We start from the raw sequence: 22,587 nt of genomic DNA on the forward strand, positions 1-22,587 counted from the left end.
GCGTGCAGGATGCAGGCAGGAGCCCGCCGGCAGACCCCAGGGTAGGGCCTGCCAGGATAGGACTGGTTGAATTAGAAGCTGACTGTGCCTTCCACGCCGAACGTCCGCGGCGGGTTGAAGTTGGCATAATCGCCCAGCACGCCGGCGTAGCTCTTCGCGCCAGTGAGCGGGTTGACCGTGTAGACCGAGTTCGCGGCCGAACGGCGGTAGATATTCGTCTCGTTGAGCAGGTTGCGGCTCCACAGCGAGACCGTCAGCTTCGAGCCGCCATCGGTGAGCGGGATGTCCGCCAGCGCAATGCGGCCGTTGACGATGAAGCTGCTCTGCGTCTTCGTGCTTTCGTCCTCGAAGCTGTACTGCGGATCGGAATAGGCCGCGTCGAGGTGGAACAGCACGCTTTCGTCACGCACGCCCACCGGGATGCTGTAGTCGACATAGCCCGCAGCCGCGTTCTTCGGCGTGTAGACGATGAAGACGTTCTGGTAGACCGAGTTGGTATCGGTGCTGAGGAACGGGTTCAGCGTCTTCGGAACCTTGGTGTAGGTGTAGGCATAGGATGCGCCGAACGTCAGCCCATCCATCGGGTGGACGCTGAGTTCAGCTTCGATACCGCGGATCTTGGTCGTACCCGGGGCGTTGATCGTCTCCTGCGTGTGCAGGTTGAAGTACGGGCTGCTGGTATCGGTGTTGACGTTGTCGAAGTCCACCTGGGTACCGGTGCGATCCATGATGTAACCGGCCAGGTTCAGGCGAACCATGCGGTCGAGGAACAGCATCTTGGCGCCGACTTCATAGGACTTCACCGATTCCGGACCGAAAGCCGAGAAGGTCTGCGAACGGTCGTTGGCACCGCCTGCGCGGTAGCCGGTCGCATACTTGGCGTAGAGGTTGATGTCCTGCGTGGCGTCATAGGCCAGCGTGACCATCGGGTCGAAGCGGTCCTTCGTGGCGTGGAAGGTATAGTCAACCGTCGCACCGTTGACCATGTCGAGCACGCCGTTACGCTTGTCGTGCGTGTAGCGGCCGCCTGCGGTCAGGTGCAGCTGGTCCAGACCGGCGGGCGTGTAAGTGGCCTGCGCGAAGGCGGCGATGCTCTGCGCCTTGGCGTGGCTGTCGCGCTGGAGGAACAGCGAGCTGTCGTCCCAACCCTGATTGCCCGAGGTCACCGGGCCGGTCACGATGGGGCTGAGCACGGTGTAGCCGGTGCCGTCCGCGTTCCACAGGTTCGAGCTGGGCGTCGCAGCGTTTTCGCTGGCATGCTCGTTGAAGTAGAAGGCGCCGGCCACGAAATCGACCTGCGGCAGGCTGCCGACCAGTTGCAGTTCCTGGCTGAACTGGTGCTGGTCAAGGAACGACAGCGAGTAACGGCTGAACTTGGCGTTCGGCAGGAACACGGTGCGGGCCGGGCCGCCCGAGTTGTCGTACTGGTCGGTATCGACCTGGCGCCATGCCGTGATCGAGCGCACCGTCAATTCCGGGCTGATCTCATAGCTGAGGTTGCCCATGATGCCCTGCGTGCGGTCAACGCTGTACTGCTGCGGCACGCCGACATCGGCAGTCTTCACGCGCTTGTCGCCGGTGACGTCGACGATCGGCGAAAGCGGAGCGATATATCCGCTCGGCAGAGCGCCCTTGTTCGCCGCGATCTGAGCCAGCGTCGCAACCGGATAATTATTCGGGTTGTAGTTCACCAACTGGCTGTAATTCGGCGTGTTTTCGTCACGCGACTTGTCGAACGAGATGTTCGCGGTGAAACCGTCGATCGGCTTCCACAGGGCCTGAACGCGGCCGCCGACGCGGTCGTAGGCGTTCCAACCCTTTTCGCCGGCCAGCGGGTTCTTAACCGTGGGATCCTGGTGCTGGTAAACGCCGTCGACCTTGATCGAGATGTGATCGAATTCGGGGAAGTCGATGTGCGCTTCGCCGTTGCGCTGGCCATAGTTGCCCACGCCCGCCACAACGCGGCCGCCGAATTCGCCGGTGGGCGAAGCGGTGACGATGTTAAGCGCGCCGCCTTCGGTGTTACGGCCGAACAGGGTGCCCTGCGGACCGCGCAGCACTTCGATGCGCTTCACGTCGAACAGCGCGGCGTTCAGACCCTGCTGGCGGCCGAGGTAGACGCCGTCGAGGTAGACGCCCACGCCCTGGTCGCGCGCGGTCTGGTTGGCGTCGAACGGCACGATGCCACGAATGCCGACGGTCAGCGCCGACTGGCGCGCTTCGAACGTGGCGACGCGCAGCGAGGGCACGCTGCCGCTCGCGAGGTCGATCAGGCTCTGGACGTGCTGCTTCTCGATATCGTCGGCGCCGATGACCGAGATGGCGATCGGGGTCTTCTGAAGGTCGGTTTCCCGCTTGGTGGCGGTGACGATGATTGTCGTATTTCCGCTGCTTTCGGCAGCAGGGCTGGCGGCGGCATCATCGGCGTAAGCAGCGACGGGCGCCTGGCTCAGCGCGACGACGCTGCAGGTGGCCGCCAGACGAATGGCGTGGCGAATCATGAGAAACTCCCTGAATTCTTTTGAATTTCTTCCGCTCGGATAGAGTGGAAGATGCGCCCGCTGGGGCGACATGGAGGCTCACTAGGGTTGGGACAGGTCAGAACTGTGTTGCTTTTTTGTGCTTTTCTTGACCATATTGTGACGCGCAGAACATGACAAATTTGACACGTGTGTGGCGGCCGCAGTGGGCCTAATGCGACGCATAAATGCCACTGAGTTACGGAATGCCATGATCAAATCCGGCGATATCATGCTGACTTCGGGCGACCTTGCCCACGTCAGCGCCGTCCGCGACAACTTCCTCACGTTCGAGGCGGAAGTGATGGATGCGACCGCGCTTTGCGCCCGCATACCGCGAGGGCCGACCTGGGTTTTCGTGGACTGGTTGCTGCCGGAAATGTCGGGCCTGCAGCTTTGCGGCCTGCTGCGTGACCGGATCAACGATCATCCGCTGCACATCACCATGGTGCTGGGCGAGCCGGATCCCCGCGCGCAGGCCCGTGCGCTGGATGCCGGGGCGGATGATTATCTGATCGGCCCGCTCACGCCCAAGGCGCTGGTGCAGCGGCTCCGCATCTATCAACCGGTTTCGGCCGCCCGCAAGGAAGCTCCCGCGATCCAGATCGGCGAACTGGTCATCCAGCCCGATTCTCACCTGACGCGCTACAAGGGCCTTGTCGTGCCGCTCCAGTCGAACGAGCAGCGGCTGCTCAATCACTTCGCACGCAATCCCAATCGCGTGTTCACGCGCGGCGAGCTGATCGGCGTGCTCGGCAAGAGCATCGCGGTCTGCGACGAACGCACGGTCGATTCGTGGGTCAGCCGCCTGCGCCGCAAGCTGCGTTCGATGCAGGTTCCGCACCTGCCGCGCACGGTCCGTTCGTTCGGTTACGTGTTCGACAGCGTGGAAGCCTGATTCGGCTCCCTGACCGGAGCGCGAATCAAAGGCTTTCGAGCGTGGGGATCAACTCGTCGAAATGATCGATCACCGCCGTGGCGCCAAGGTCGTGTGGTGGCCTGTCGTTGAAGCCGAAGCTCACCGCGACGCAGGGAATGCCCGCAGCCGCCGCTGCGCCAGTGTCGTAAGTGGTGTCTCCCACGAAAGCGGCCCTGCCGCCGCCCGCGCGTTCCAGCATGAGTTCGATCAGATCGGGTTTGGGCTTCGCGCGGCCCGGGCCCAGTGTATCGCCGCCGATCACCGTGAAGAACTGATCGGACAGCCCGAGTTCGGCGAAGATCTGCACCGCCAGCGCTTCGAGCTTGTTGGTCACGATCGCCAGTTTCACCCCGCGCGCGGCAAGGCCGTCCAGCATTTCCGCGCCGCCCGGATAGAGCCGCGTGGTCATGACGACATGGTCGGAGTAGAAGGCAAGCAGTGCCTGGTGCAGTTCTTCCAGACGCGCGTCGGAAACACCGCCGCCCGTGACTTCAAGGCCCTTGGCGAGCATCTTCCGGGCGCCGCCGCCAACAAGATCGCGCACGGCGTCCACTGCAATGGGTGGTCGCCCCTCGATCGCCAGCGCATGGTTAAGCGCCAGGGCGAGATCGCCCAGCGTATCGAGAAGAGTACCGTCGAGATCGAAGCCGACTACGTCGAAGGGGAAATCCGTCATCCGCCCTTCCGTGGCCTGCCGATGTGGAAACCGCAACAATTTGCTGGCAAGTGATGAACATGGTCGAAAATTCCAACGCGCTCGCAATCGTCGTCCTCGCCGCCGGCAAGGGCACTCGCATGAAGAGCGATCTTCACAAGGTCCTTCACCCGATCGCCGGCCGCCCGATGCTGGAACACCTGCTGGAAAGCGCCGCCGCGCTCTCGCCAGAGCGGCAGGTGGTGGTGGCCGGGCATGGCCGCGAACAGCTTGAAAAAGCGCTGGGCAGCCGCGCCGCGATTGCCGTGCAGGAACCGCAGCTCGGCACCGGGCATGCGGTGCAGCAGGCTGAAGGTGCCCTCGCCGGCTTCTCGGGCGATGTGCTGATTCTCTACGGCGACGTGCCTTTCGTCACCACCGATACCATGCGCGCAATGATCGAGCGCCTTCATGCGCCCGACGCGCCTGCCGTGGTCGTGCTAGGCTTCGAGCCCGAAGATCCGCTTCAGTACGGCCGCGTGCTCGCACATGACGACGGACGCATCGTCATGATGGTCGAATACAAGGACGCGAACGAAGAGCAGCGCGCCTGCCGCCTGTGCAATTCGGGGCTCATGGCGGTGAAATCGGCCGACCTGTTCGACTTGCTCTCGCGCGTCGGCAACGACAATGCGCAGGGCGAATATTACCTTGTCGACATCGTCAACGTGGCGACGCTGGACGAGCGGACATGCGCGGTCATCGTCACCGACGATCCGCACGAAGTGGGCGGCATCAACAGCCGCGGCGAACTGGCCGAGGCGGAAGGCCGCTGGCAAGCCCGCCGCCGCGTGCAGGCGATGGCCGACGGCGCCTCGCTGATCGCGCCCGAAACCGTGTTCTTTGCGTTCGACACCAAGCTCGGCCGCGATGTCACGATCGAACCCAACGTGGTGTTCGGTCCCGGCGTCACCGTGGCGGACAGCGTTACCATTCACGCGTTCTCGCACCTTGAGGGCGCCACGCTGGACACCGGCACCACGGTCGGACCTTATGCCCGCCTGCGCGCCGGCGCGGTGCTCCGCAAGGGCGCCAAGGTCGGCAACTTTGTCGAGATCAAGAACGCCGAACTGGGCGAAGGCGCCAAGGCCAACCACCTCTCCTACATCGGCGATGCCAGCGTGGGCGCGAAAGCCAATATCGGCGCGGGCACGATCACCTGCAATTATGACGGCTACTTCAAGTACCGCACCGTGATCGGCGAGCGCGCCTTCATCGGTTCGAACAGCGCCCTCGTCGCGCCCGTGAAGATCGGCGCCGACGCCATCGTCGCGGCAGGCAGCACGGTCACCCGCGATGTCGCCGATGGCGAACTGCGGCTGGTGCGCGGGGAACAACTGGTCAAGCCCGGCTGGGCCGACCGTTTCCATGACGCGATGAAGAAGAAAAAGGCCGAACGGGCAGCCGGCGGCAAGTGAAAAACCGGGAGGGCGGCCAAAACCGCCCTCCTCGTCAATTCATGGCAATCAGGCGCCGATCGCCTGCCTTTGCGCAATGAAGTCCAGCTCGCTTTTCGCGCCGCTGTTGCTGGGGTCATAGAGCAGCGACTGCTCGAACATCTGCTTCGCCTCGCCCAGACGGCCGAGTTCAATCAGGTTGAAGCCCATACCGCGCAGCGCACGCCCGGCGATTCCGGCATCCGATCCCTTGGTATTCTTGTCGACGATAGCCCAGGCATGGGCGAAGAGATCATAGCTCTTCTGGAACTGCCGCCGCGACTTGAACAGTTCGGCATATTCGTTGGCATAATGCGCGTTATCGGGCGCGAGTTCGGTAGCCCGGCGCAATTCGTTCTCGGCAAGGTCACCCCGGCCAAGATCGACGAGGGCATAGCCCTTGCCGAAATGCGCATCGCATACCGCGCTGCTCACCATGATCGCGTTGGACGGTGCCGCATGGCCGCCGTTATCGGACAGGCACAGGCGCGGCCGCGCATCCCCGGCAAGGCCCTGCTCGCTGGCGGAAATGACCGAGTCGAACAGCTTCACCGCCTTTTCGGGTTTACCCGCGCGGATCATGTCGAACCCGCGACTCACCGTGCCGACATACTCGGCATGGGCCGCTCCGCTAACCAGCGCAACGGGCGCCAGCGCGGGAGCCTCACCGGCCATCGCCATCCCGGGCACCGTCAGCGCGATACCTAAAGCCATCAAAGAAACCGACTTCAAAGCGAAGTTCATCGGCAGTGTCCTCTCCCGATCGAGCCGCTCGCACCGGTCTATGCCGGGCTGTTTCATCGAACGGCCTTCGTCGAAGCAGGTAGAGTATCCGACGAGCAAGGTTTGACAAGAAGTTTCGCCGCGCCCCAATCACGGGAAGCATTATTTCACGACTGGGCGCTGATCGATGTCCGCTCGTCGCGCGGGCACACTGCTTTCAACCCGGGGGCGGGATCGGACGCCAGTGGCAATCACGCCTCGCGATCCCTAAAATAACCCTCTCGCTTTGCACACATTACCAAGCCTTCATGGTGGCGCCAGCAAACGCCAACCTTTAACGGTGTAGGGCAAAGCTCTTTCCGCTCGAACAAGGTAACGTAAGCGCAATGTGTGGAATCATCGGCATCGTCGGCAAGGAACAGGTCGCGGATCGACTGGTCGACGGACTGCGGCGCATGGAATATCGCGGCTATGACAGCGCGGGCGTCTGCACCGTCGAAAACGGCCAACTCATCCGCCGCCGCGCGCAAGGCAAGTTGATCAACCTCGTCAATGAGCTGGCCCGCGATCCCGCGCCCGGCCTGATCGGCATTGCCCATACCCGCTGGGCCACCCACGGCGCGCCCACGGCTGTCAATGCCCACCCGCACGCGACCGAGCATCTCGCCCTCGTCCACAACGGCATTATCGAGAACTTCCGCCCGCTGCGCGAAGCCCTCGAATCGCGCGGCCGCACGTTCGAGAGCCAGACCGATACCGAAGTGGTCGCCCACCTCGTGTCCGAGCAAGTTGAAGCCGGACTTTCGCCGCAGGATGCGGTGAAGGTTGTCCTACCGCAGCTTCGCGGCGCCTTTGCCCTGGCAATCGCGTTCCGCCAGCACCCGGACCTGCTGATCGGCGCCCGCCTCGGCTCGCCGCTGGTCGTCGGCTATGGCGACGGCGAGACTTATCTCGGCTCCGACGCGCTCGCTCTCGCCCCGCTTACCCAGCGCATCACCTATCTTGAAGAAGGCGACTGGGTGGTCATCACCCGCGAAGGTGCGCAGATCTTCGATGCCGACAACAACCCGGTCGAGCGCGAAATCGTCTCCTCGGGCGCCTCTGCGGTCGCCATCGAGAAGGGCAATTATCGCCACTTCATGCAGAAGGAGATCTTCGAGCAGCCGACCGTGGTGGCGCAGACCCTGCGCAGCTATATCCACCAGGTGGACCAGTCGGTCGCCCTGCCGCAGATCGATTTCGACCTTTCGGCGATCAAGCGCATCACTATCGTCGCTTGCGGCACCAGTTTCTACGCCGGCATGGTCGCGAAGTACTGGATCGAGACATTCGCTCGCCTGCCCGTCGATATCGATGTGGCTTCCGAATTCCGCTACCGGGATCCCGTGCTGGAGCCGGGCGGCCTTGCCCTGTTCATCTCGCAGTCCGGCGAGACGGCCGACACGCTCGCTGCACTCAAGCACTGCAAAGCCGCCGGGCAGACCATCGCCGTGGTCGTCAACGTACCCACCAGCACGATGGCGCGCGAGGCGGACCTGCTGCTGCCGACCCACGCCGGTCCGGAAATCGGTGTCGCCTCGACCAAGGCCTTCACCTGCCAGCTGGCCGTGCTTGCCGCGCTTGCCGCGCACCTTGCCGTCAAGCATGGACGCATGGACCGTGAGGAAGAGAACGAGGTCGTCCAGCACCTGCTCCAGACCCCGGCCAGCCTCAACGCCGCGCTTGCCTTCGACGAAGAGATCGCCGCGATGGCGCACCTTATCGCGCCGGCTCGGGACGTGCTCTACCTCGGCCGTGGTCCGGACTATCCGCTGGCCCTCGAAGGCGCGCTGAAGCTGAAGGAAATCAGCTACATCCACGCTGAAGGTTACGCCTCAGGCGAGATGAAGCATGGTCCCATCGCTCTGATCGACGAAGCAGTGCCGGTGATCGTGCTCGCCCCTTCGGGTCCGCTGTTCGAGAAGACCGTCAGCAACATGCAGGAAGTGCGCGCACGCGGCGGCAAGGTCGTGCTGATCTCCGACGCCGAGGGCATTGCCGAAGCCGGTGAAGGCTGCATCGCCACGATCGAGATGCCGCGCGTACACCCGCTGATCGCGCCGCTGGTCTATGCGGTGCCGGTCCAGCTCCTCGCCTATCACGTCGCCTGCGTGAAGGGCACGGACGTCGATCAGCCCCGCAATCTCGCCAAGAGCGTCACTGTCGAATAAGGGAAGTGCGGCCGGATGATCGCGAAAGGTTTACCTGGTAATAACCCTTCTGCGGGTAAACGCCGGGACGTGAACAAACGGTCGCAACCCCCACAAGCTCTTCCGAAGGAGCTGCCAGTCCTCGCCGTCCTCGGCTTCACCGAACCGGCGGAAGGTGATTGGGCGCGTCTTCGCGGTCTCCAATATTCCTGCCTCGGCCGAGCGCGGACGGCGCGAATCGCGACGCAACTGGCGGCGCTGGCCGCTGCGGTGGCCGTGCTGTTCGGACATATTCACCCCGCCGCCATCGGCGGCTGGGCCGCCCTCGTCTGCGCCACCCTCTGGTGGAGCGCGCGAATCGAGAGCGACCTTGCCGACGCCGACCGCCGCCGCCTGACCCACGCCGAGATCCGCCGCCATGCGCTCACCGTGGTTGCCCGGGCCGTGGTCTGGTCGATCCCGGTCTGTGCCTTCGGCCCCTTCATCGATCCTCAGGCCCAGGTGAAGCTGTGGACCGTGGTGGCCATGCTGATGACCGGCTGCACCGTGCTTATGCCGGGCATTCCGCTGGGCACGCTGATCTTCACCGGCATCGTCGGCGGATCGACAATCGCCTATTTCGTGGTGCTCGGTAGTTACGACATGGCACTGGTGGGCTTGGCCTTCGCGGGCGTCATCATCGCCGGCGCCGTTGAAAGCGCGCGCCAGTACCTCTCCACCAAAGTCGCCGAAGCGGGCATGACAGAGCGCGACGAAGTCGTCTCGATGCTGCTGCGCGAGTTCGAGGAAGGCGAGGCCGACTGGCTCTGGCAGATCGACACCGCCCGCCGCGTGCGCGCCATCTCGCCGCGCTTTGCCTATGCGCTCGGCCGCGACGCCACCGAGATCGAGGGTGTTCCCTTCATCCAGCTCATTGCCGGGTCGGCCTGGGATAGCGGCCAGTTCCCGCCCAGCCTTCACGATTTGGCGGAGCGCCTCAAGCGCCGCGAAAGCTTTTCCAACCTGCTCGTGCGCGTCACCATCGATGGCAAGCCGCGCTGGTGGGAGCTTTCCGGCACGCCCAAGCTTAACGAAAATGGCCAGTTCGACGGTTTCCGGGGCGTCGGCTCCGATGTCACCGAAGCACGCGAGAACAGCGACAAAATCGCCTGGCTTGCCCGCTATGACACGCTGACCGGCCTGCCCAACCGCCTGATGCTTACCGAAGCGCTGGGCGAAGCGCTCGCCTATGCGGAGAAGTGGCGCACGCGCTGCGCCTTCCTGATGATCGACCTCGATCGGTTCAAGGCCGTCAACGATACGCTAGGCCACCTCGTCGGCGACCAGTTGCTGGCCCGCGTATCGGAACGGCTCAAGGCGCAGATGACCGAAAAGGAACTCTGCGGCCGCCTTGGCGGGGACGAGTTCGCCGTCGTCATCCGCGACGCCAGCGATCTGGAACACGTCAACCGCGTGGCCCAGCGGGTGATCCACTCGCTGTCGCAGCCCTATCACGTCGATCACCACACGCTCTATGTGGGCGCCTCGGTCGGCTCGGCCATTGGCCCGCGCGACGGGCAGACGGTCGAGACGCTGATGCGCAATGCCGATCTTGCGCTTTACCGTTCGAAGGACGGCGGCGGCAACGCCCACTACACCTACGAACCCGCGCTCCACGCCCATGCCGAGGAGCGCCGCCAGCTTGAATTCTCGCTGCGTTCGGCCATTGAGCGCGGCGAGTTCACGCTCAATTACCAGCCCGTGGTCGATGCCCTGACCGAAGGCGTTGTCTCCTTCGAGGCGCTGCTGCGCTGGAACAGCAAGGAACACGGCTTCGTCAGCCCGGCAAAGTTCATTCCGCTGGCCGAGGACACCCGCCTGATCGTCCCCATCGGCGAATGGGTGCTCAAGGAAGCCTGCCTCGAAGCGATGAACTGGCCCGAGCATGTGCGTGTAGCCGTCAATGTCTCAGGCGAGCAGTTGCTCGATCACAACTTCGCGGGAAGCGTGGTCGCCGCCCTCACCCAGAGCGGCTTGTCCGCCGCGCGGCTCGAACTGGAAGTGACCGAAAGCATCTTCCTGCGCGACGCCACGCTGGCGCGTTCGGCGCTCGAACAGGTCATGGCGCTGGGCTGCAAGGTGGCGCTCGATGACTTCGGTACCGGCTATTCCTCGCTCGGCTATCTGCGCAAACTGCGGTTTTCGACGATCAAGGTGGACCGCTCGTTCGTGCAGGGCGCAGCAACCGGCAATGCCGAAAGCCTTGCCATCATCCGCGCCGTTGTCGCCATGGCCGACAGCCTCGACATGTCGACCACGGCGGAAGGGTGCGAGACGGAGAAGGAAGTCGAGATGATTCGTCAACTCGGCTGCCGCAAGATCCAGGGTTACTACTTCGGCCGTCCGATGATCGCGAAGGACGCTCTGGGGCTGTTCCATAACCGCAGTTTCGCACACGGCCAGACCGCCGCCTGAAGCGGGACGCTGCTGCGAATTGAAAAACCGCGCTCCGCTCCGGGGCGCGGTTTTTCAATTCTCGTAGCTTTCCAACCCAGCGCCCAGCGCGGAAGCGACGACCTTCCACAATAACGCTCCGTCGCCCCCGCGAAGGCGGGGGCCCCGCTTTCTTCTCTCCACGCCCGCCCAGAAAAGCGGGATCCGCCAAGTTCACAAACGAAGTGCAACACCAGGTTATGGTGTTGTCATGGGAAGAGCTTACGAACAGCTTGATCTGGAAGAGCGGTGTACGATTGCCCGTCTTCATGAAGACGGGCAATCGCTGCGCCAGATCGCGGCAACTGTGGATCGCTCGGCATCGACGATCTCTCGGGAGCTGAAGCGCAACAGCGGCAGCACGGTGGGCTATCGGCCCGGCTATGCGCAAGAGCAGGCGCGCGCCCGGCGTTGGTCGGGCATGTGTAGCGCGACAAACTGGATGATGATTGCGCGTCAATCAGGATGAGAATGTGATTGTCGCAGCGCGTCGATCAGTGCCCGTTTAGATTGTCGCTGGCAAGTTCGTCGTTCTCATCCTGATTGTCGCGGATGGTCTCGAGAACCTTTGGCGTGGTGTATGCGGCGGGCCGCCCGGCACCGGTGCGTCTGGCCTGAGCGGTGCGCCGCCGGTAACTTTCGACGTTCATCTCGAAGATGGTGGCGTGGTGGACGAGCCTGTCGACAGCGGCGAGCGTCATCGCGGGATCGGGGAAGACCCTGTTCCACTCGCCGAAGGGCTGGTTGGCGGTGATCAGCAACGACCGTCGCTCGTAGCGCGCGCTGATCAACTCGAAGAGCACCGATGTCTCGGCTTGGTCGCGCGAGATGTAGGCGAAGTCGTCGAGAACCAGCAGGTGGTATTTGTCGAGCTTGGCCATCGCGGATTCGAGCGCGAGTTCGCGCCGCGCGACCTGCAGGCGTTGCACGAGGTCGGAGGTCCGGGTGAACAAAACCCTCCAGCCCCGCTCTACCAACGCCAGGCCGATAGCTGCGGCGAGGTGGGTTTTGCCGCCGCCGGGCGGACCGAACAGGATGAGGTTGGCACCTTGCTCGAGCCAACCATCGCCAGCGCACAGGGCCATGACCTGGGCCTTGGAGATCATCGGCACGGCATCGAAGGCGAAGCAGTCGAGGGTCTTGCCTGCGGGTAGATGTGCCTCTGCCAGGTGGCGTTCGATCCGACGCCGATCGCGTTCGGCAAGTTCGTGCTCGGCCAGCGCGGCGAGGAATCTGCTGGCGGGCCATCCTTCCTTGTCTGCCTGGGCGGCGAAGTCCCCCCAGATGTGCTTGATGGTGGGCAAGCGCAGTTCGTTGAGCATGAGGCTGAGACGCTGTGCATCAATCATGGGAGTTGCGTTCATGCGGCTTCTCCCTGTTCGATAAGTCCGTCGTAGATCGAGAGCGGCACCAGTTCGACCACGACTTCGGGCAGATCGGCAGGGTCCGGACAGAACCGGGCCCGCAAGGTTGTCAGGCACGGCGTTCGGCGCGCCGCCAGGTCCTCGGTCAGGAGCCCCGCGAGTTCGGCCTCGCATGCACGCTCGTGAGCCATGGCCAGAAGTTCGACGGTGGTGCGGCAGGCTTCCCGCTCGCCCTGAAATTCCAGCAGGTGGTCGAACATCAGGCGATAGGCCTCTCGCGGGAACAGGCTATCGCGATAGACCAGCCCTAACAGTGCCATGGGCTTACGGCGCAGGGAATGGATCACGTGCCGGTAATCAACAACGTGGCCGTGCTTCCCGTTCATGCCTGCGCGTCCGCGCGGCAGGGTCATGAGTCTCGTGCCGCCGATGAAGAGGTCGAGGCGGTCATCATAAAGGCGAGCCCGCAAACGGTGCCCGATCAGGCGGGATGGGACCGTGTAGAACACCTTGCGCAACGTGAAGCCGCCCGAGGATGTGACCGTCACGAGGATCTCCTCGTAGTCGGTGGTGCGCACGTCCGGCAGCGGCTGCAGGAACTTGCGTTCGGCATCGATCCCGGGGCCGTGCCGCCGGTTGCGCGCATTCACGACCTCGTCGATGAAGCGGCGATAGTCGGCAAGGTCGGAGAAGTCGGCGCTCCCGCGCAGCAGCAGCGCATCCCTAATGGCAGCCTTGATATGGCCATGGGCACTTTCGATCGCGCCGTTCTCATGGGCAACGCCCCGGTTGTTCCTCGTGGGCTCCATTCCATAATGGTCACAGAGCGCGTCATAACGCTTGGTCAGGTCGACCCTGGCATCCGCGTCCAGATTGCGGAAGGCGGCCGAGAGGCTGTCGGTACGATGAAGCTTCGGCGCGCCGCCTGCGGACCAGAGCGCGTTCTGCAGCCCTTCGGCCAAGGCGACAAAGCTCTCGCCGCCCAGGATGATGTGCCCGTGTTCGAAGCCGCCACATGGAAGCCGGAAGTGATAGAGCAGATGGTCCAGGGGCTGTCCGGCGATGGAAACTCCCAGATCGTCCATGCACGTAAAATCGGACAGGCCGAGCCGCCCGGCCTCGTGCACTTGCCGGAAAATGACTTCGCGATCTTGCCCGTTGACGGCGCGCCAGTCGCGAATGCGCCTCTCCAGGGTTCGCCGGGAGCCGAACTCCGTCTCGGGATATCGGCGCCGCAGCTCCTCGAAGATCGCTATGGGCCGAAGGCCCGGGGCAGCCTCTAACATCGGCACGACAACTTCATCGAAAATACCGGCAAGGGGATCGGGTCGGCGCCGGCTGCGCGGTGTTTGCCGCTGCGATGGCAGCTGGGTGGCCTGCAGAACCCGATAGCCCGTCGCCGGACTGAACCCGGCCTTCGCCGCCGCCAAGGCGACGGGGTCATAACGTCTGTTGGTCATGAAAAGTCTCACTTGATGATCGTTGATGTGTCGGCCGGCCACACGTCAGGTCCTCCTCCCCGGAAAACCCGATGCATAGCGGCCACCACGACCATCACAGGCACCCGGCAAAGAGTGCCTCCGGTGTGTCGGGACCGGCTACGGGCTACGCCCTACGCCGATCCCGACACACCGGATTCTCATCTTGATTGTCGCGCTTTCTCGTCCAGATCGCCGCGCAACACCCGGCGTTGGTCGGGCATGCGCCTCGAACGCGATCAGGCCTTGCGCGAGGGCGTGCTGGGCCGCCTCGCGGCCGGCTGGTCACCCGAGCAGATCGCCGGCCGCATGGCCCGCGAGGCCGGCGTGCGTATCATCAGTCACGAGAGCATCTATCGCTTCATCCATGCCCAGATCAGGCGGACGAACGATCGATCATGGCGCCATTATCTGCCCCGCGCCAAGGCCCGCCGCGGATGGCGCCGCAAGCCCGGCGGATCCTCGGTCCGCTTCATCGCCAAGCGCCAACCCATCGCCATGCGCCCGGGCGAGGCCGCGGATCGGTCCCGGCCCGGCCACTGGGAGGCCGACTTCATGCTCTTCGCCCGATACGGCCAGGCCATCCTCGTCGCCCATGAACGCTCCTCGCGCTACACCCTGATCTGCCATCCGCCCGACCGAAAGGCCCGGCGCACCGCCGACCTGCTCGCCGCCATGCTGCGGCCCTGGCCCGCCGCCTTGCGCCAAACCCTGACCCTCGACAACGGCACCGAGTTTGCACAGCACCACAGGTTGCACCGTCTCGGCATCGATACGTTCTTCTGCGACCCCCACGCCCCATGGCAAAAGGGCGGCGTCGAAAACGCCATCGGCCGCCTCAGACGCGACCTGCCGCGCAAGACCAACATCGAGGATCTCTCGCCTGCCCACTTTGAGGACATCATCCAACGCTACAACAATACACCGCGAAAATGCCTCGACTTCAAAACACCCGCCGAGGCATGCTCTCTTCAACCGTTGCACTTCGAATGTGAATCCACATCCCCGCCTTCGCGGGGATGACGAGATTAGGAAGGGCTGCGAAATTGAGAGCGTGGATGCTTTAACTACACTGACCAAAACGAAAAACGCCCCCGAAACCGGGGGCGTTCGTTCGATTCGTTATGTAGAGAGTAGCGGCCTCAGGCCCCCACCAACCCGCGAATGGCGCTTTCGAACAGCGCGCGGCCGTCGGTACCGCCATGCTTCGCATCGATGGCGCGCTCGGGGTGCGGCATCATGCCCAGCACGTTGCCAGCCGCATTGAGCACGCCGGCAATCTGGCGCGCCGAACCGTTGACTTCACCCACATAGCGTAAGGCCACGCGGCCTTCGCCTTCAAGGCGGTCCAGCGTTTCCGCGTCGGCGTGGTAGTTGCCGTCGTGGTGGGCGACAGGGATCGAGATTTCCTGCCCGGCTTCGTAGCCCGAGGTGAACAGCGACTGGGCGTTCTCGACCTTGAGCGTGACGTCGCGGCAGACGAAGCGGATGCCCGAGTTGCGCAGCAGCGCACCCGGCAGCAGGCCGCTTTCGGTCAGGACCTGGAAGCCGTTGCAGACGCCGAACACCGGCACGCCGCGATTGGCGGCATCGATCACGGCACGCATAACCGGCGAGCGCGAGGCAATCGCACCGCAGCGCAGGTAGTCACCGTAAGAGAACCCGCCCGGCAGGCCGATGAAGTCCAGATTATCCGGCAGATCGGCATCGCCGTGCCAGACGCGAATGCACTCGTTGCCCGAGATCTTTTCCAGCGCCACCGCCAGATCGCGGTCGCAGTTGGAGCCCGGGAACGTGACGACGGCGGAGCGGAACGACATCAGGCCACCTTCTCGATGCGGTAGTTCTCGATCACCATGTTGGCGAGCAGCTTGCGGCACATGTCGTCAAGCGCTTCGTCGGTCACGCTCTCGTCGACATCCAGTTCGAACAGGCGGCCGGCACGCACGTCGTTGACGCCGGCAAAGCCGAGACCTTCGAGCGAGTGGTGGATCGCACGGCCCTGCGGGTCGAGGACGCCGGACTTGAGGCTGACGTGGACGCGGACTTTCATCTGGGGACCTTTCGCTTGCACAGCGCAGATTCGTTTCAGAGCGCCTATGACGCCGAGAGCGCCTCGGGGCAAGATCCGAGGGGCAAAACCGTGTCATCTTTGCAATCGAAGGGCACTTGATGCGCGCTTGATGGGGGGCCGGCAACCTGCCATTCCCGCTTCATGCAGGATCCCATCTCGTTCGCTGGCCAGGTCGCCGTCGTTACCGGAGCCGGTCATGGCCTTGGCCGCGCCTATGCGCTGGAACTGGCGCGACGCGGCGCGAAAGTGGTCGTGAACGACCTTGGCACCGAACGCGACGGATCGGGGCATTCCGACGCAGCACTCGCCGTGGTCGAGGAAATCCGCAGCTTTGGCGGCGAGGCCATGGCTGATGGCGGCGACGTTTCCGATTTCGCGCAGATGGAGGCCATGGCCGCCCGCGCGAAGGAAGCGTGGGGCGGCATCCACGTGCTCATCAACAACGCCGGCATCCTGCGCGACCGTACGTTCGCCAAGATGGACATGGCGGATTTCGAGCTGGTGGTACGCGTCCACCTGCTCGGCAGCGCCTATGCCACCAAGGCGGTGTGGGCGACCATGCACGAACAGGGCTATGGCCGCGTGCTGATGACCACCAGCGCCTCCGGGCTGGGCGGCAACTTCGGGCAGGCCAATTACGGCGCCGCCAAGCTCGGCGTGCTGGGCCTTGCCCGCACCTTGCGCATGGAAGGCGCCAAGTACGGAATCCGCGTCAATTCGCTGGCCCCCACCGCCGGCACGCGGATGACCGCCGACATCTTCCCGGACGAGGCCTATGCCGCCTTCGAGCCTGAAGCCGTGGTCCCCGCCGCGCTCTACCTCGTCTCGAAGGACGCCCCCAACGACGCCATCGTCGCGGCCGGAGGCGGCGTCTGCCAAGGCGCGTTCATCACCATGAACGACGGCGTGTTGCTTTCGGGGGAGCAATTGACCGTGGAAGGTTTCGCGGCAGCGTGGGACCGCATTGCCGACCGTCATGGCGACCGGGTGATGAATACCGGCATGGAACAGGCGCATCACGCGCTCTCGCTCCTGCTCAAATCGCAGGATTGAGAGTACGTTCGCGCGGCCGCCAAAAGGCCGCGCTCAGCCCTCGACTACTTTCAGCAGCTTGCGTTCCAGCGGGCTCAATATACCCGCCAGTTCATGGCCGCGCTTGAGGATTTGCCCCGCTTCTCCGAACAGCGTCCACATGCCCTGCTTGCCGCGCAGTGCCGGACGCTTTTCTATGCGTGCCTGCGGACGTTCGGCCGCACGGCGGAAGGCCGAGAAATTGGCCGCGTCCTTGCCGAAGTCCATCGCATAGTCGCGCCACATTCCAGCGGCGACCATGCGCCCATAGAGATCAAGAATGCGCTGGAGTTCAATCCGGTCGAACGCCGTCTGGAGCGGTACGCGCGCCGGAAAGGCGACGACGCCTGCCGGAAGCGGATTCGGACTGCCGATGGAGCCTGCCGCCATCCGCCGTTCACACCCCCTTGCGGGCCGGCTCGGTTGCCAATTCCGCTTCGCGCAGCTCAGTCTCACGCAGCTTCAGCAGCGCATCGACTTGCGCACGAAGCGCGGCAACCTGCTCTTCCAGCTCGTCCACCCGCTGGCTGCCCACCGGCTCGCACGGCTCCTTGCAGGGCGTGCCATAGGGCATGAATTCCTTGGCGTAAGTCTCTGCCTTGACCAGCGTGGAGCGGGCCTTGACGCCGATCATCGTCGCGCCTTCGGGCACGTCTTCGGTGACGACCGCGCTGGCGCCCACGCGCGCACGCCTGCCGACCGTGACCGGGCCGATGATCTGCGCGCCCGAACCGACGATCACATTGTCGAGCAGAGTTGGGTGGCGCTTGCCGCCCTTGCCGTTGGTGGGGTTCGACCCGCCCAGCGTCACGCACTGGTAGATCGTCACATTGTCACCGATCTCGGCGGTTTCGCCGATGACGGTAAAGCCGTGGTCGATGAAGAAGTTCTTCCCGATCGTGGCGCCCGGATGGATGTCGATCGCGGTCAGGAAGCGGGAGACGTGGTTGACCACGCGGGCCAGGAAGAACAGGTCCGCGCGGAACAGCCGGTGCGCGATCTTGTGGAAGAACAGCGCCCACACGCCCGGATAGAGCAGCACTTCCCACCGCGAACGCGGTGCAGGGTCGCGCGCGACGACCGAGTCCAGATAGCGGACAAGATTACCCAGCATCGCGCGAATCTCCCATCAAACGGCCCGTCTGGCAAGCTGCTTGGCAAGCTGGCCTCAGGTGCCTTTCGGATCGCCGCCCTTAACCTCTTCCAGCGCGTCGCGCCAGATCGCCATTGTCGGCGGACTCTTGCGCTCCAGGCTGAGACGATCGATCGCGGCGACCAGTCGTTCGACGCCCAGATGGCTACGCTCGGCGCGCGGTACAAGATAGTCTAGCGCCGCCGGATCGAGAACAAGGCCGCGCATCTGCGCGTGAACCTCGATCAGGTCCGCCATCATCGCCTCGTCCGGAGCGTCGATCTCCAGCTCCAGCGCCGCACCGAGGCGCGAGCGCAAGTCAGGCAGCGCCACCTGCCAGCGCCCCTCGCCTTCGCCGCGGCGATGACTCGACACGATCAGCAGCGGCCGACGGCTTTCCTGCGCGCGGTTCCAGGCGTGGAAAACCGCGTCTTCCTCCATGCGGTCCGCATCGTCGAGCGCGTCGCCGTGTCCGGCCTCGACGAACCAGCGCGCCAGCAGCGACTTGCCCGAGCGCGGCGCGCCCGAGAGAATCGCCGCGTGGAACGGCCAGCGGCCCGTCTCCAGCAACGCGTCGATCGCCGCCGCATTGGCGTTGCCGACGACAATGCGCGGCGGGCTGTCGCTCGCGGTCGACAGCGGAAGTGGTATCTGCTTCATCCCCCGAACCCTCTAGCGGCTGATTCTCAGCGCGCCGCCTCCTGCCGAGACTTTCCAGCCCTGCGCGCGCAGCGCGGCGGCCAGTTTGTCGGCGCCGCCCTCGACGCTGACACGCAGCACCGAAATGCCGCCGATGGCAAGGCTGACCGTGGCCGCCCCCTTCACGCCCGGCACGCCGCGCACGGCAGCCAGCGCAGCATCGACCGCGGCGGCATCGGGGCTGGCGAACTGGACAGACACGGTTTCCACCGTGACCGGCGCTGCGACGGGAGCCACCGGCCCCACGGGCGCGGCCGGAATTACCGGCACAACGTCACTTTGCGGCAATGCGCCGCCTTGCGGCATCAGCTTCTGGCGCAATTCGGCAAACGCCCGGTCGAGCGCGACCTGGCTCATCGTCAGCGTCGGATCGGGGCTGAGCTGCCCGCTCGCCAACGCGTTGCGATAGATCTCGTCCGTCCGCTCGACGGCCTTGGCCATCATGCCGGGCAGTTCCTGATCGCTGGCAGCGTCCAGCTCGAAACTGTCGAGGAACGTGTTGTCCGGGCCATAGCGCGCGGTGAACGTGCCGTGGATCGGGCCGCCGGGCCATTGCCGTTCAAGCCGCGCGATCGGGATCAGCACGTCGGTCGCACCGAACTGGTCAAGCAGACCGCGCCACCCCAGGCGACTGCGGCGCGTGGCCTGACCGGCTGTGAGAATCAGCGAATCGCCGCCTGCGCCTACGGGGCGGACATAATCGATGGCGCTTTGCGAGGCCTGGAACTCGGCCCAGGCCTTTTGCCAGGGCCCGCGCACTTCGAAGACCTGCTGCACGCCGCCCGAATTGAGCACCGGCAGGAGGAGCAGCGGCGCCGAGCGCACCATGGCCCCGCCGCCGCCCACGAACTGACCGGCCTTGCCCTTGTCGAAGATCACGCCCAGCGTGGCGATATAGCGGCGCGGGCCGACCTGTTCCTGCCCGATCACCACCGAGGAGACCATGGCATCGATCGATTCGATCGGCATGTCCGGCCCGCCCAGTTTCTTCCAGGCTTCCTTCTCAGCCTGCTTCCAGCCTTCGAGTCGCGCTTCCGCGCCCGTCTTGGCCGTCACATCGACATGAATGCCGTTGACCTGAATGTCTTCGGAGTTGGCGAGCGGGGCAATCCCGCGATCGCCTTCGACTTGCGCGGCGATTCGCCAGGCACCGAATCCGACCACGCCAAGCGCGGCCGCACTGCCGAGAAGCACGGCTGCGCGTGCCGCAGTCCAGCGCCGACCCTTGTCACGGCCGGCCAATTGCCGGAATTTCTGGGGGAACGTCATCGCCATCGTCGAAACCGATGGGCCTTTTGCCTAAACGGGAATGGAAATCCAAGCCGGAAAGCGATAGGGGCGCGCAATGTCCGACGATAACTCCACGAAGAGCTACTCCTACGAGCAGGCCGGCGTCTCGATCGCCGCCGGAAACGCGCTGGTGAAAGCCATCGGCCCGCTCGCGAAATCCACTGCGCGCCCCGGCGCCGACGCCGAGCTGGGAGGCTTCGGCGGATTCTTCGACCCGCGTGCTGCGGGCTACAAGGATCCGCTGCTGGTCGCCGCCAACGACGGCGTGGGTACCAAGGTCAAGCTCGCCATCGACCACGATCGCCATGACCACATCGGCATCGATCTTGTCGCCATGTGCGTGAACGACCTTATCGTGCAGGGTGCGGAGCCCCTGTTCTTCCTCGATTATTTCGCCACCGGAAAGCTTGAAAACGGCGTTGCCGAACGTGTTGTCGCCGGCATTGCCGAAGGCTGCAAGATGTCGGGCTGCGCCCTGATCGGCGGCGAAACCGCCGAAATGCCCGGCATGTATGCTGCCGGCGACTATGACCTTGCCGGCTTCTGCGTCGGCGCCGTCGAGCGCGGCGAACAGCTTACCGGCGACAAGGTTGCTGCCGGCGACGTGCTGCTGGGCCTTGCCTCCTCGGGCGTGCATTCGAACGGCTACTCGCTGGTTCGCCGTCTTGCCGAGGACAAGGGCTGGAAGCTCGACCGCCCTGCCCTGTTCGATTCGGACACCCTGCTGATCGACGCGCTGATCGCGCCCACGCGCATCTACGTGAAGAGCCTGCTGCCCTTCATTCGCTCGGGCCGCATCCACGCGCTGGCCCACATCACCGGTGGCGGCCTGCTGGAAAACATCCCGCGCGTGCTGCCCGAAGGCCTGCATGCCCGCATCGACGTAGGCGCCTGGCCGCAGCCGCGCCTGATGGCGTTCCTGCAGGCGCAGGGCAACATCGAGCCCGGCGAGATGGCCCGCACGTTCAACTGCGGCATCGGCATGGTGCTCGCGGTCTCGGCCGACGAGGCCGCCGCGCTCAAGAGCGAGTTGGAAGCCGCTGGTGAGACGGTCTTCGTGATCGGCGCCATCGAAGCGGGCGACAAGGGGTGCACCGTGCAGGGCAAGGCCGAGGAATGGTCCGCCCGTGAGGACTGGGAGGCCGTCCATCTTGCCTGAGAAGGCAAAAGTCGCCGTCCTTCTTTCGGGCAGCGGCACCAACATGGCGGCACTGCTCTACGCCAGCCGGCGCGAGGACTGTTCTTACGAGATCGTCCTCGTCGCCAGCAACAAGCCCGAGGCCGGGGGCCTTGCCCTTGCCGAAGCAGAGGGCGTGGCGACGTTCGCGCTCAGCCACAAGGGCCTCTCGCGCGCCGAGCATGACGCGGCGATGGATGCGGCGATTCGCCAATCGGGTGCGCAGTGGGTCGCGCTCGCCGGCTACATGCGCATCCTCACCGACGAATTCGTCGCGGGCTGGGATGGCCGGATGGTCAATATCCACCCCTCGCTGCTGCCCAAGTACACCGGCCTTCATACCCACCAGCGCGCCATCGAGGCGGGTGACAGCCATGGCGGGGCGACGGTCCATCTCGTCATTCCCGAACTCGACGAAGGCCCGATTCTCGGCCAGATCCCGGTTGCCATCGTGCCCGGCGACACGGCGGAGAGCCTTGCCGCACGCGTGCTAATCGCCGAGCATCAGCTCTACTCGCGCTGCCTTGCCGAACTGGTCACGCGCGAAACGAGCCCGGAATGGCTGCTTGCCCGGGTTCGCGAACGGGCCATGGCCCTGCCGGAGACCGACGAGATCGCCAGCCACGGCATGCCGTGCTTCGGCATCGTCAAAGGCAAGAAGTTCGCCTACTTCACCGCCGACCATCACGGGGACGGGCGCACCGCCTTGCTCGTCAAGATCAGCGGGCCGGACGAGCAAGCCATGCTGATCGAACAGGACGGGGCGCGTTATTATCGCCCCGCCTATTTCGGCGACGGCTGGGTCGGCATCCGCCTCGACCTTGGCGACAATGACTGGGACGCGATTGCCGACTGGCTGTCCCGCTCATGGCGCGCCGTGGCGCCGAAAAAGCTGACTACGCTGCTGGATGTGGCCGATCAGTTTTGAGGGAATTGGCGGCGTCCTGGCCTCCACCTCAATGCCGGCTCCCGATTCCTAAATCCCAAACCACGTCGTCCTCGCGCAGGCGGGGATCCCGCTTTTCTGGCGGCGTAGCGAAAAGGCAGCGGGGGCCCCGCCTGCGCGGGGGCGACGAAGTGAGGAACGTCGGAACCTGTGCCCCGCCGATTAGTTGTCGGCTCTCAATGCCTCCATGCTTCGCGGAGCATCCGATTGGTCAGCCCTGAGGATCGGAGACGGGGCACTCACCATCTCCTCATCAATATCGAGCCGCGTTCTGTGCACCCCAAACCTCGTCGCCCCTGCGCAGGCGGGGACCCCGCTTTTCTGGCGCCGTAGCGAAAAGGCAGCGGGGCCCCGCCTGCGCAGGGGCGACGAAGTGTTATGCTGTCGAACCCATGCGTGCCCAA

At 64.6% G+C, this 22,587-nt stretch carries 19 protein-coding genes and 1 pseudogene; 9 read left to right on the forward strand and 11 right to left on the reverse strand.

The features are described from left to right. Positions 1-71 precede the first annotated feature (71 nt). Entirely contained in the window at positions 72-2,501 is a 2,430-nt protein-coding gene (locus AC1VVM_RS14365) for a TonB-dependent receptor (protein ID WP_482904461.1), read from the reverse strand. 229 nt (positions 2,502-2,730) lie between these two features. Here AC1VVM_RS14365 and AC1VVM_RS14370 point away from each other — a divergent pair, with 229 nt between their 5' ends. Then, positions 2,731-3,417, forward strand: a complete 687-nt coding sequence (locus AC1VVM_RS14370; protein WP_165912334.1) for a response regulator transcription factor — start codon at positions 2,731-2,733, stop codon at positions 3,415-3,417. Between the two features lie 25 nt (positions 3,418-3,442). On the opposite strand, the gene AC1VVM_RS14375 is transcribed toward AC1VVM_RS14370, so the two are convergent. After that, positions 3,443-4,114: an HAD family hydrolase gene (locus AC1VVM_RS14375; RefSeq protein ID WP_132391757.1), complete on the reverse strand. Its 672-nt coding sequence runs from the start codon at positions 4,112-4,114 to the stop codon at positions 3,443-3,445. 59 nt (positions 4,115-4,173) lie between these two features. On the opposite strand from AC1VVM_RS14375, the gene glmU reads away from it, so the two are divergent. After that, positions 4,174-5,550, forward strand: coding sequence for a bifunctional UDP-N-acetylglucosamine diphosphorylase/glucosamine-1-phosphate N-acetyltransferase GlmU (gene glmU, locus AC1VVM_RS14380; protein ID WP_482955266.1), 1,377 nt, complete (start codon positions 4,174-4,176; stop codon positions 5,548-5,550). A 48-nt stretch (positions 5,551-5,598) separates the two neighbouring features. On the opposite strand, the gene AC1VVM_RS14385 is transcribed toward glmU, so the two are convergent. Next, entirely contained in the window at positions 5,599-6,282 is a 684-nt protein-coding gene (locus tag AC1VVM_RS14385) for a tetratricopeptide repeat protein (protein ID WP_482955267.1), read from the reverse strand. 395 nt (positions 6,283-6,677) lie between these two features. Here AC1VVM_RS14385 and glmS point away from each other — a divergent pair, with 395 nt between their 5' ends. The 3 genes and pseudogenes from glmS to AC1VVM_RS14400 all read left to right on the forward strand — a co-directional run. After that, positions 6,678-8,501 carry a glutamine--fructose-6-phosphate transaminase (isomerizing) gene (glmS, locus tag AC1VVM_RS14390; protein WP_482955268.1) on the forward strand — a complete coding sequence of 608 codons (1,824 nt, stop codon included), beginning with the start codon at positions 6,678-6,680 and terminating at the stop codon, positions 8,499-8,501. Between the two features lie 69 nt (positions 8,502-8,570). After that, positions 8,571-10,934, forward strand: coding sequence for a putative bifunctional diguanylate cyclase/phosphodiesterase (locus tag AC1VVM_RS14395; protein ID WP_482955269.1), 2,364 nt, complete (start codon positions 8,571-8,573; stop codon positions 10,932-10,934). Between the two features lie 229 nt (positions 10,935-11,163). After that, positions 11,164-11,373 (forward strand): annotated as a pseudogene (locus AC1VVM_RS14400) (helix-turn-helix domain-containing protein); the annotation flags it as partial. A gap of 73 nt (positions 11,374-11,446) precedes the next feature. Here the strand turns inward: AC1VVM_RS14400 and istB are convergent. Continuing rightward, the gene (gene istB, locus AC1VVM_RS14405) at positions 11,447-12,316 is read right to left on the reverse strand and encodes an IS21-like element helper ATPase IstB (RefSeq protein ID WP_482955270.1); all 870 of its coding nucleotides are present in this window, start codon (positions 12,314-12,316) and stop codon (positions 11,447-11,449) included. Further along, positions 12,313-13,818, reverse strand: coding sequence for an IS21 family transposase (istA, locus tag AC1VVM_RS14410; RefSeq protein ID WP_482955271.1), 1,506 nt, complete (start codon positions 13,816-13,818; stop codon positions 12,313-12,315). Before istA ends, istB begins: the two co-directional genes overlap by 4 nt. On the opposite strand from istA, the gene AC1VVM_RS14415 reads away from it, so the two are divergent. Continuing rightward, a complete protein-coding gene (locus AC1VVM_RS14415; protein WP_482955272.1) occupies positions 13,792-14,817 on the forward strand; it encodes an IS30 family transposase in 1,026 nt (341 codons plus the stop codon). The genes istA and AC1VVM_RS14415 overlap by 27 nt on opposite strands. A 119-nt stretch (positions 14,818-14,936) precedes the next feature. Here the strand turns inward: AC1VVM_RS14415 and purQ are convergent, their stop codons facing one another. Together purQ and purS are read right to left on the reverse strand one after the other, a co-directional pair. Next, positions 14,937-15,614 carry a phosphoribosylformylglycinamidine synthase subunit PurQ gene (purQ, locus tag AC1VVM_RS14420; RefSeq protein WP_482955273.1) on the reverse strand — a complete coding sequence of 226 codons (678 nt, stop codon included), beginning with the start codon at positions 15,612-15,614 and terminating at the stop codon, positions 14,937-14,939. Further along, positions 15,614-15,847: a phosphoribosylformylglycinamidine synthase subunit PurS gene (gene purS / locus AC1VVM_RS14425; protein WP_132391767.1), complete on the reverse strand. Its 234-nt coding sequence runs from the start codon at positions 15,845-15,847 to the stop codon at positions 15,614-15,616. Before purS ends, purQ begins: the two co-directional genes overlap by 1 nt. A 162-nt stretch (positions 15,848-16,009) precedes the next feature. Between purS and AC1VVM_RS14430 the strand changes: the two genes are divergently transcribed. Continuing rightward, on the forward strand, positions 16,010-16,921 hold the full coding sequence (locus AC1VVM_RS14430; RefSeq protein ID WP_482955274.1) for an SDR family NAD(P)-dependent oxidoreductase: 912 nt from the start codon (positions 16,010-16,012) through the stop codon (positions 16,919-16,921). Positions 16,922-16,954: 33 nt separating this feature from the next. Here the strand turns inward: AC1VVM_RS14430 and AC1VVM_RS14435 are convergent, their stop codons facing one another. Genes AC1VVM_RS14435 through AC1VVM_RS14450 form a run of 4 tightly spaced genes read right to left on the reverse strand, consistent with a single transcriptional unit; the run spans position 16,955 to position 20,045 of the window. Further along, positions 16,955-17,329, reverse strand: coding sequence for a DUF2794 domain-containing protein (locus AC1VVM_RS14435; RefSeq protein ID WP_207904925.1), 375 nt, complete (start codon positions 17,327-17,329; stop codon positions 16,955-16,957). A 7-nt stretch (positions 17,330-17,336) separates the two neighbouring features. Beyond that, positions 17,337-18,053, reverse strand: coding sequence for a serine O-acetyltransferase EpsC (gene epsC / locus AC1VVM_RS14440; protein WP_132391771.1), 717 nt, complete (start codon positions 18,051-18,053; stop codon positions 17,337-17,339). Between the two features lie 54 nt (positions 18,054-18,107). Then, on the reverse strand, positions 18,108-18,731 hold the full coding sequence (locus AC1VVM_RS14445; protein WP_132391773.1) for a P-loop NTPase family protein: 624 nt from the start codon (positions 18,729-18,731) through the stop codon (positions 18,108-18,110). 12 nt (positions 18,732-18,743) lie between these two features. Beyond that, positions 18,744-20,045 carry a heavy-metal-associated domain-containing protein gene (locus AC1VVM_RS14450; protein ID WP_482955275.1) on the reverse strand — a complete coding sequence of 434 codons (1,302 nt, stop codon included), beginning with the start codon at positions 20,043-20,045 and terminating at the stop codon, positions 18,744-18,746. Positions 20,046-20,115: 70 nt separating this feature from the next. On the opposite strand from AC1VVM_RS14450, the gene purM reads away from it, so the two are divergent. Then, complete coding sequence (gene purM / locus AC1VVM_RS14455) at positions 20,116-21,219, forward strand: phosphoribosylformylglycinamidine cyclo-ligase (RefSeq protein ID WP_482955276.1); 1,104 nt, start codon at positions 20,116-20,118, stop codon at positions 21,217-21,219. A gap of 43 nt (positions 21,220-21,262) precedes the next feature. Further along, on the forward strand, positions 21,263-22,165 hold the full coding sequence (gene purN / locus AC1VVM_RS14460) for a phosphoribosylglycinamide formyltransferase (RefSeq protein ID WP_482956357.1): 903 nt from the start codon (positions 21,263-21,265) through the stop codon (positions 22,163-22,165). Positions 22,166-22,587: the final 422 nt, after the last annotated feature.

Source organism: Novosphingobium sp. BL-S-33, assembly GCF_056857025.1.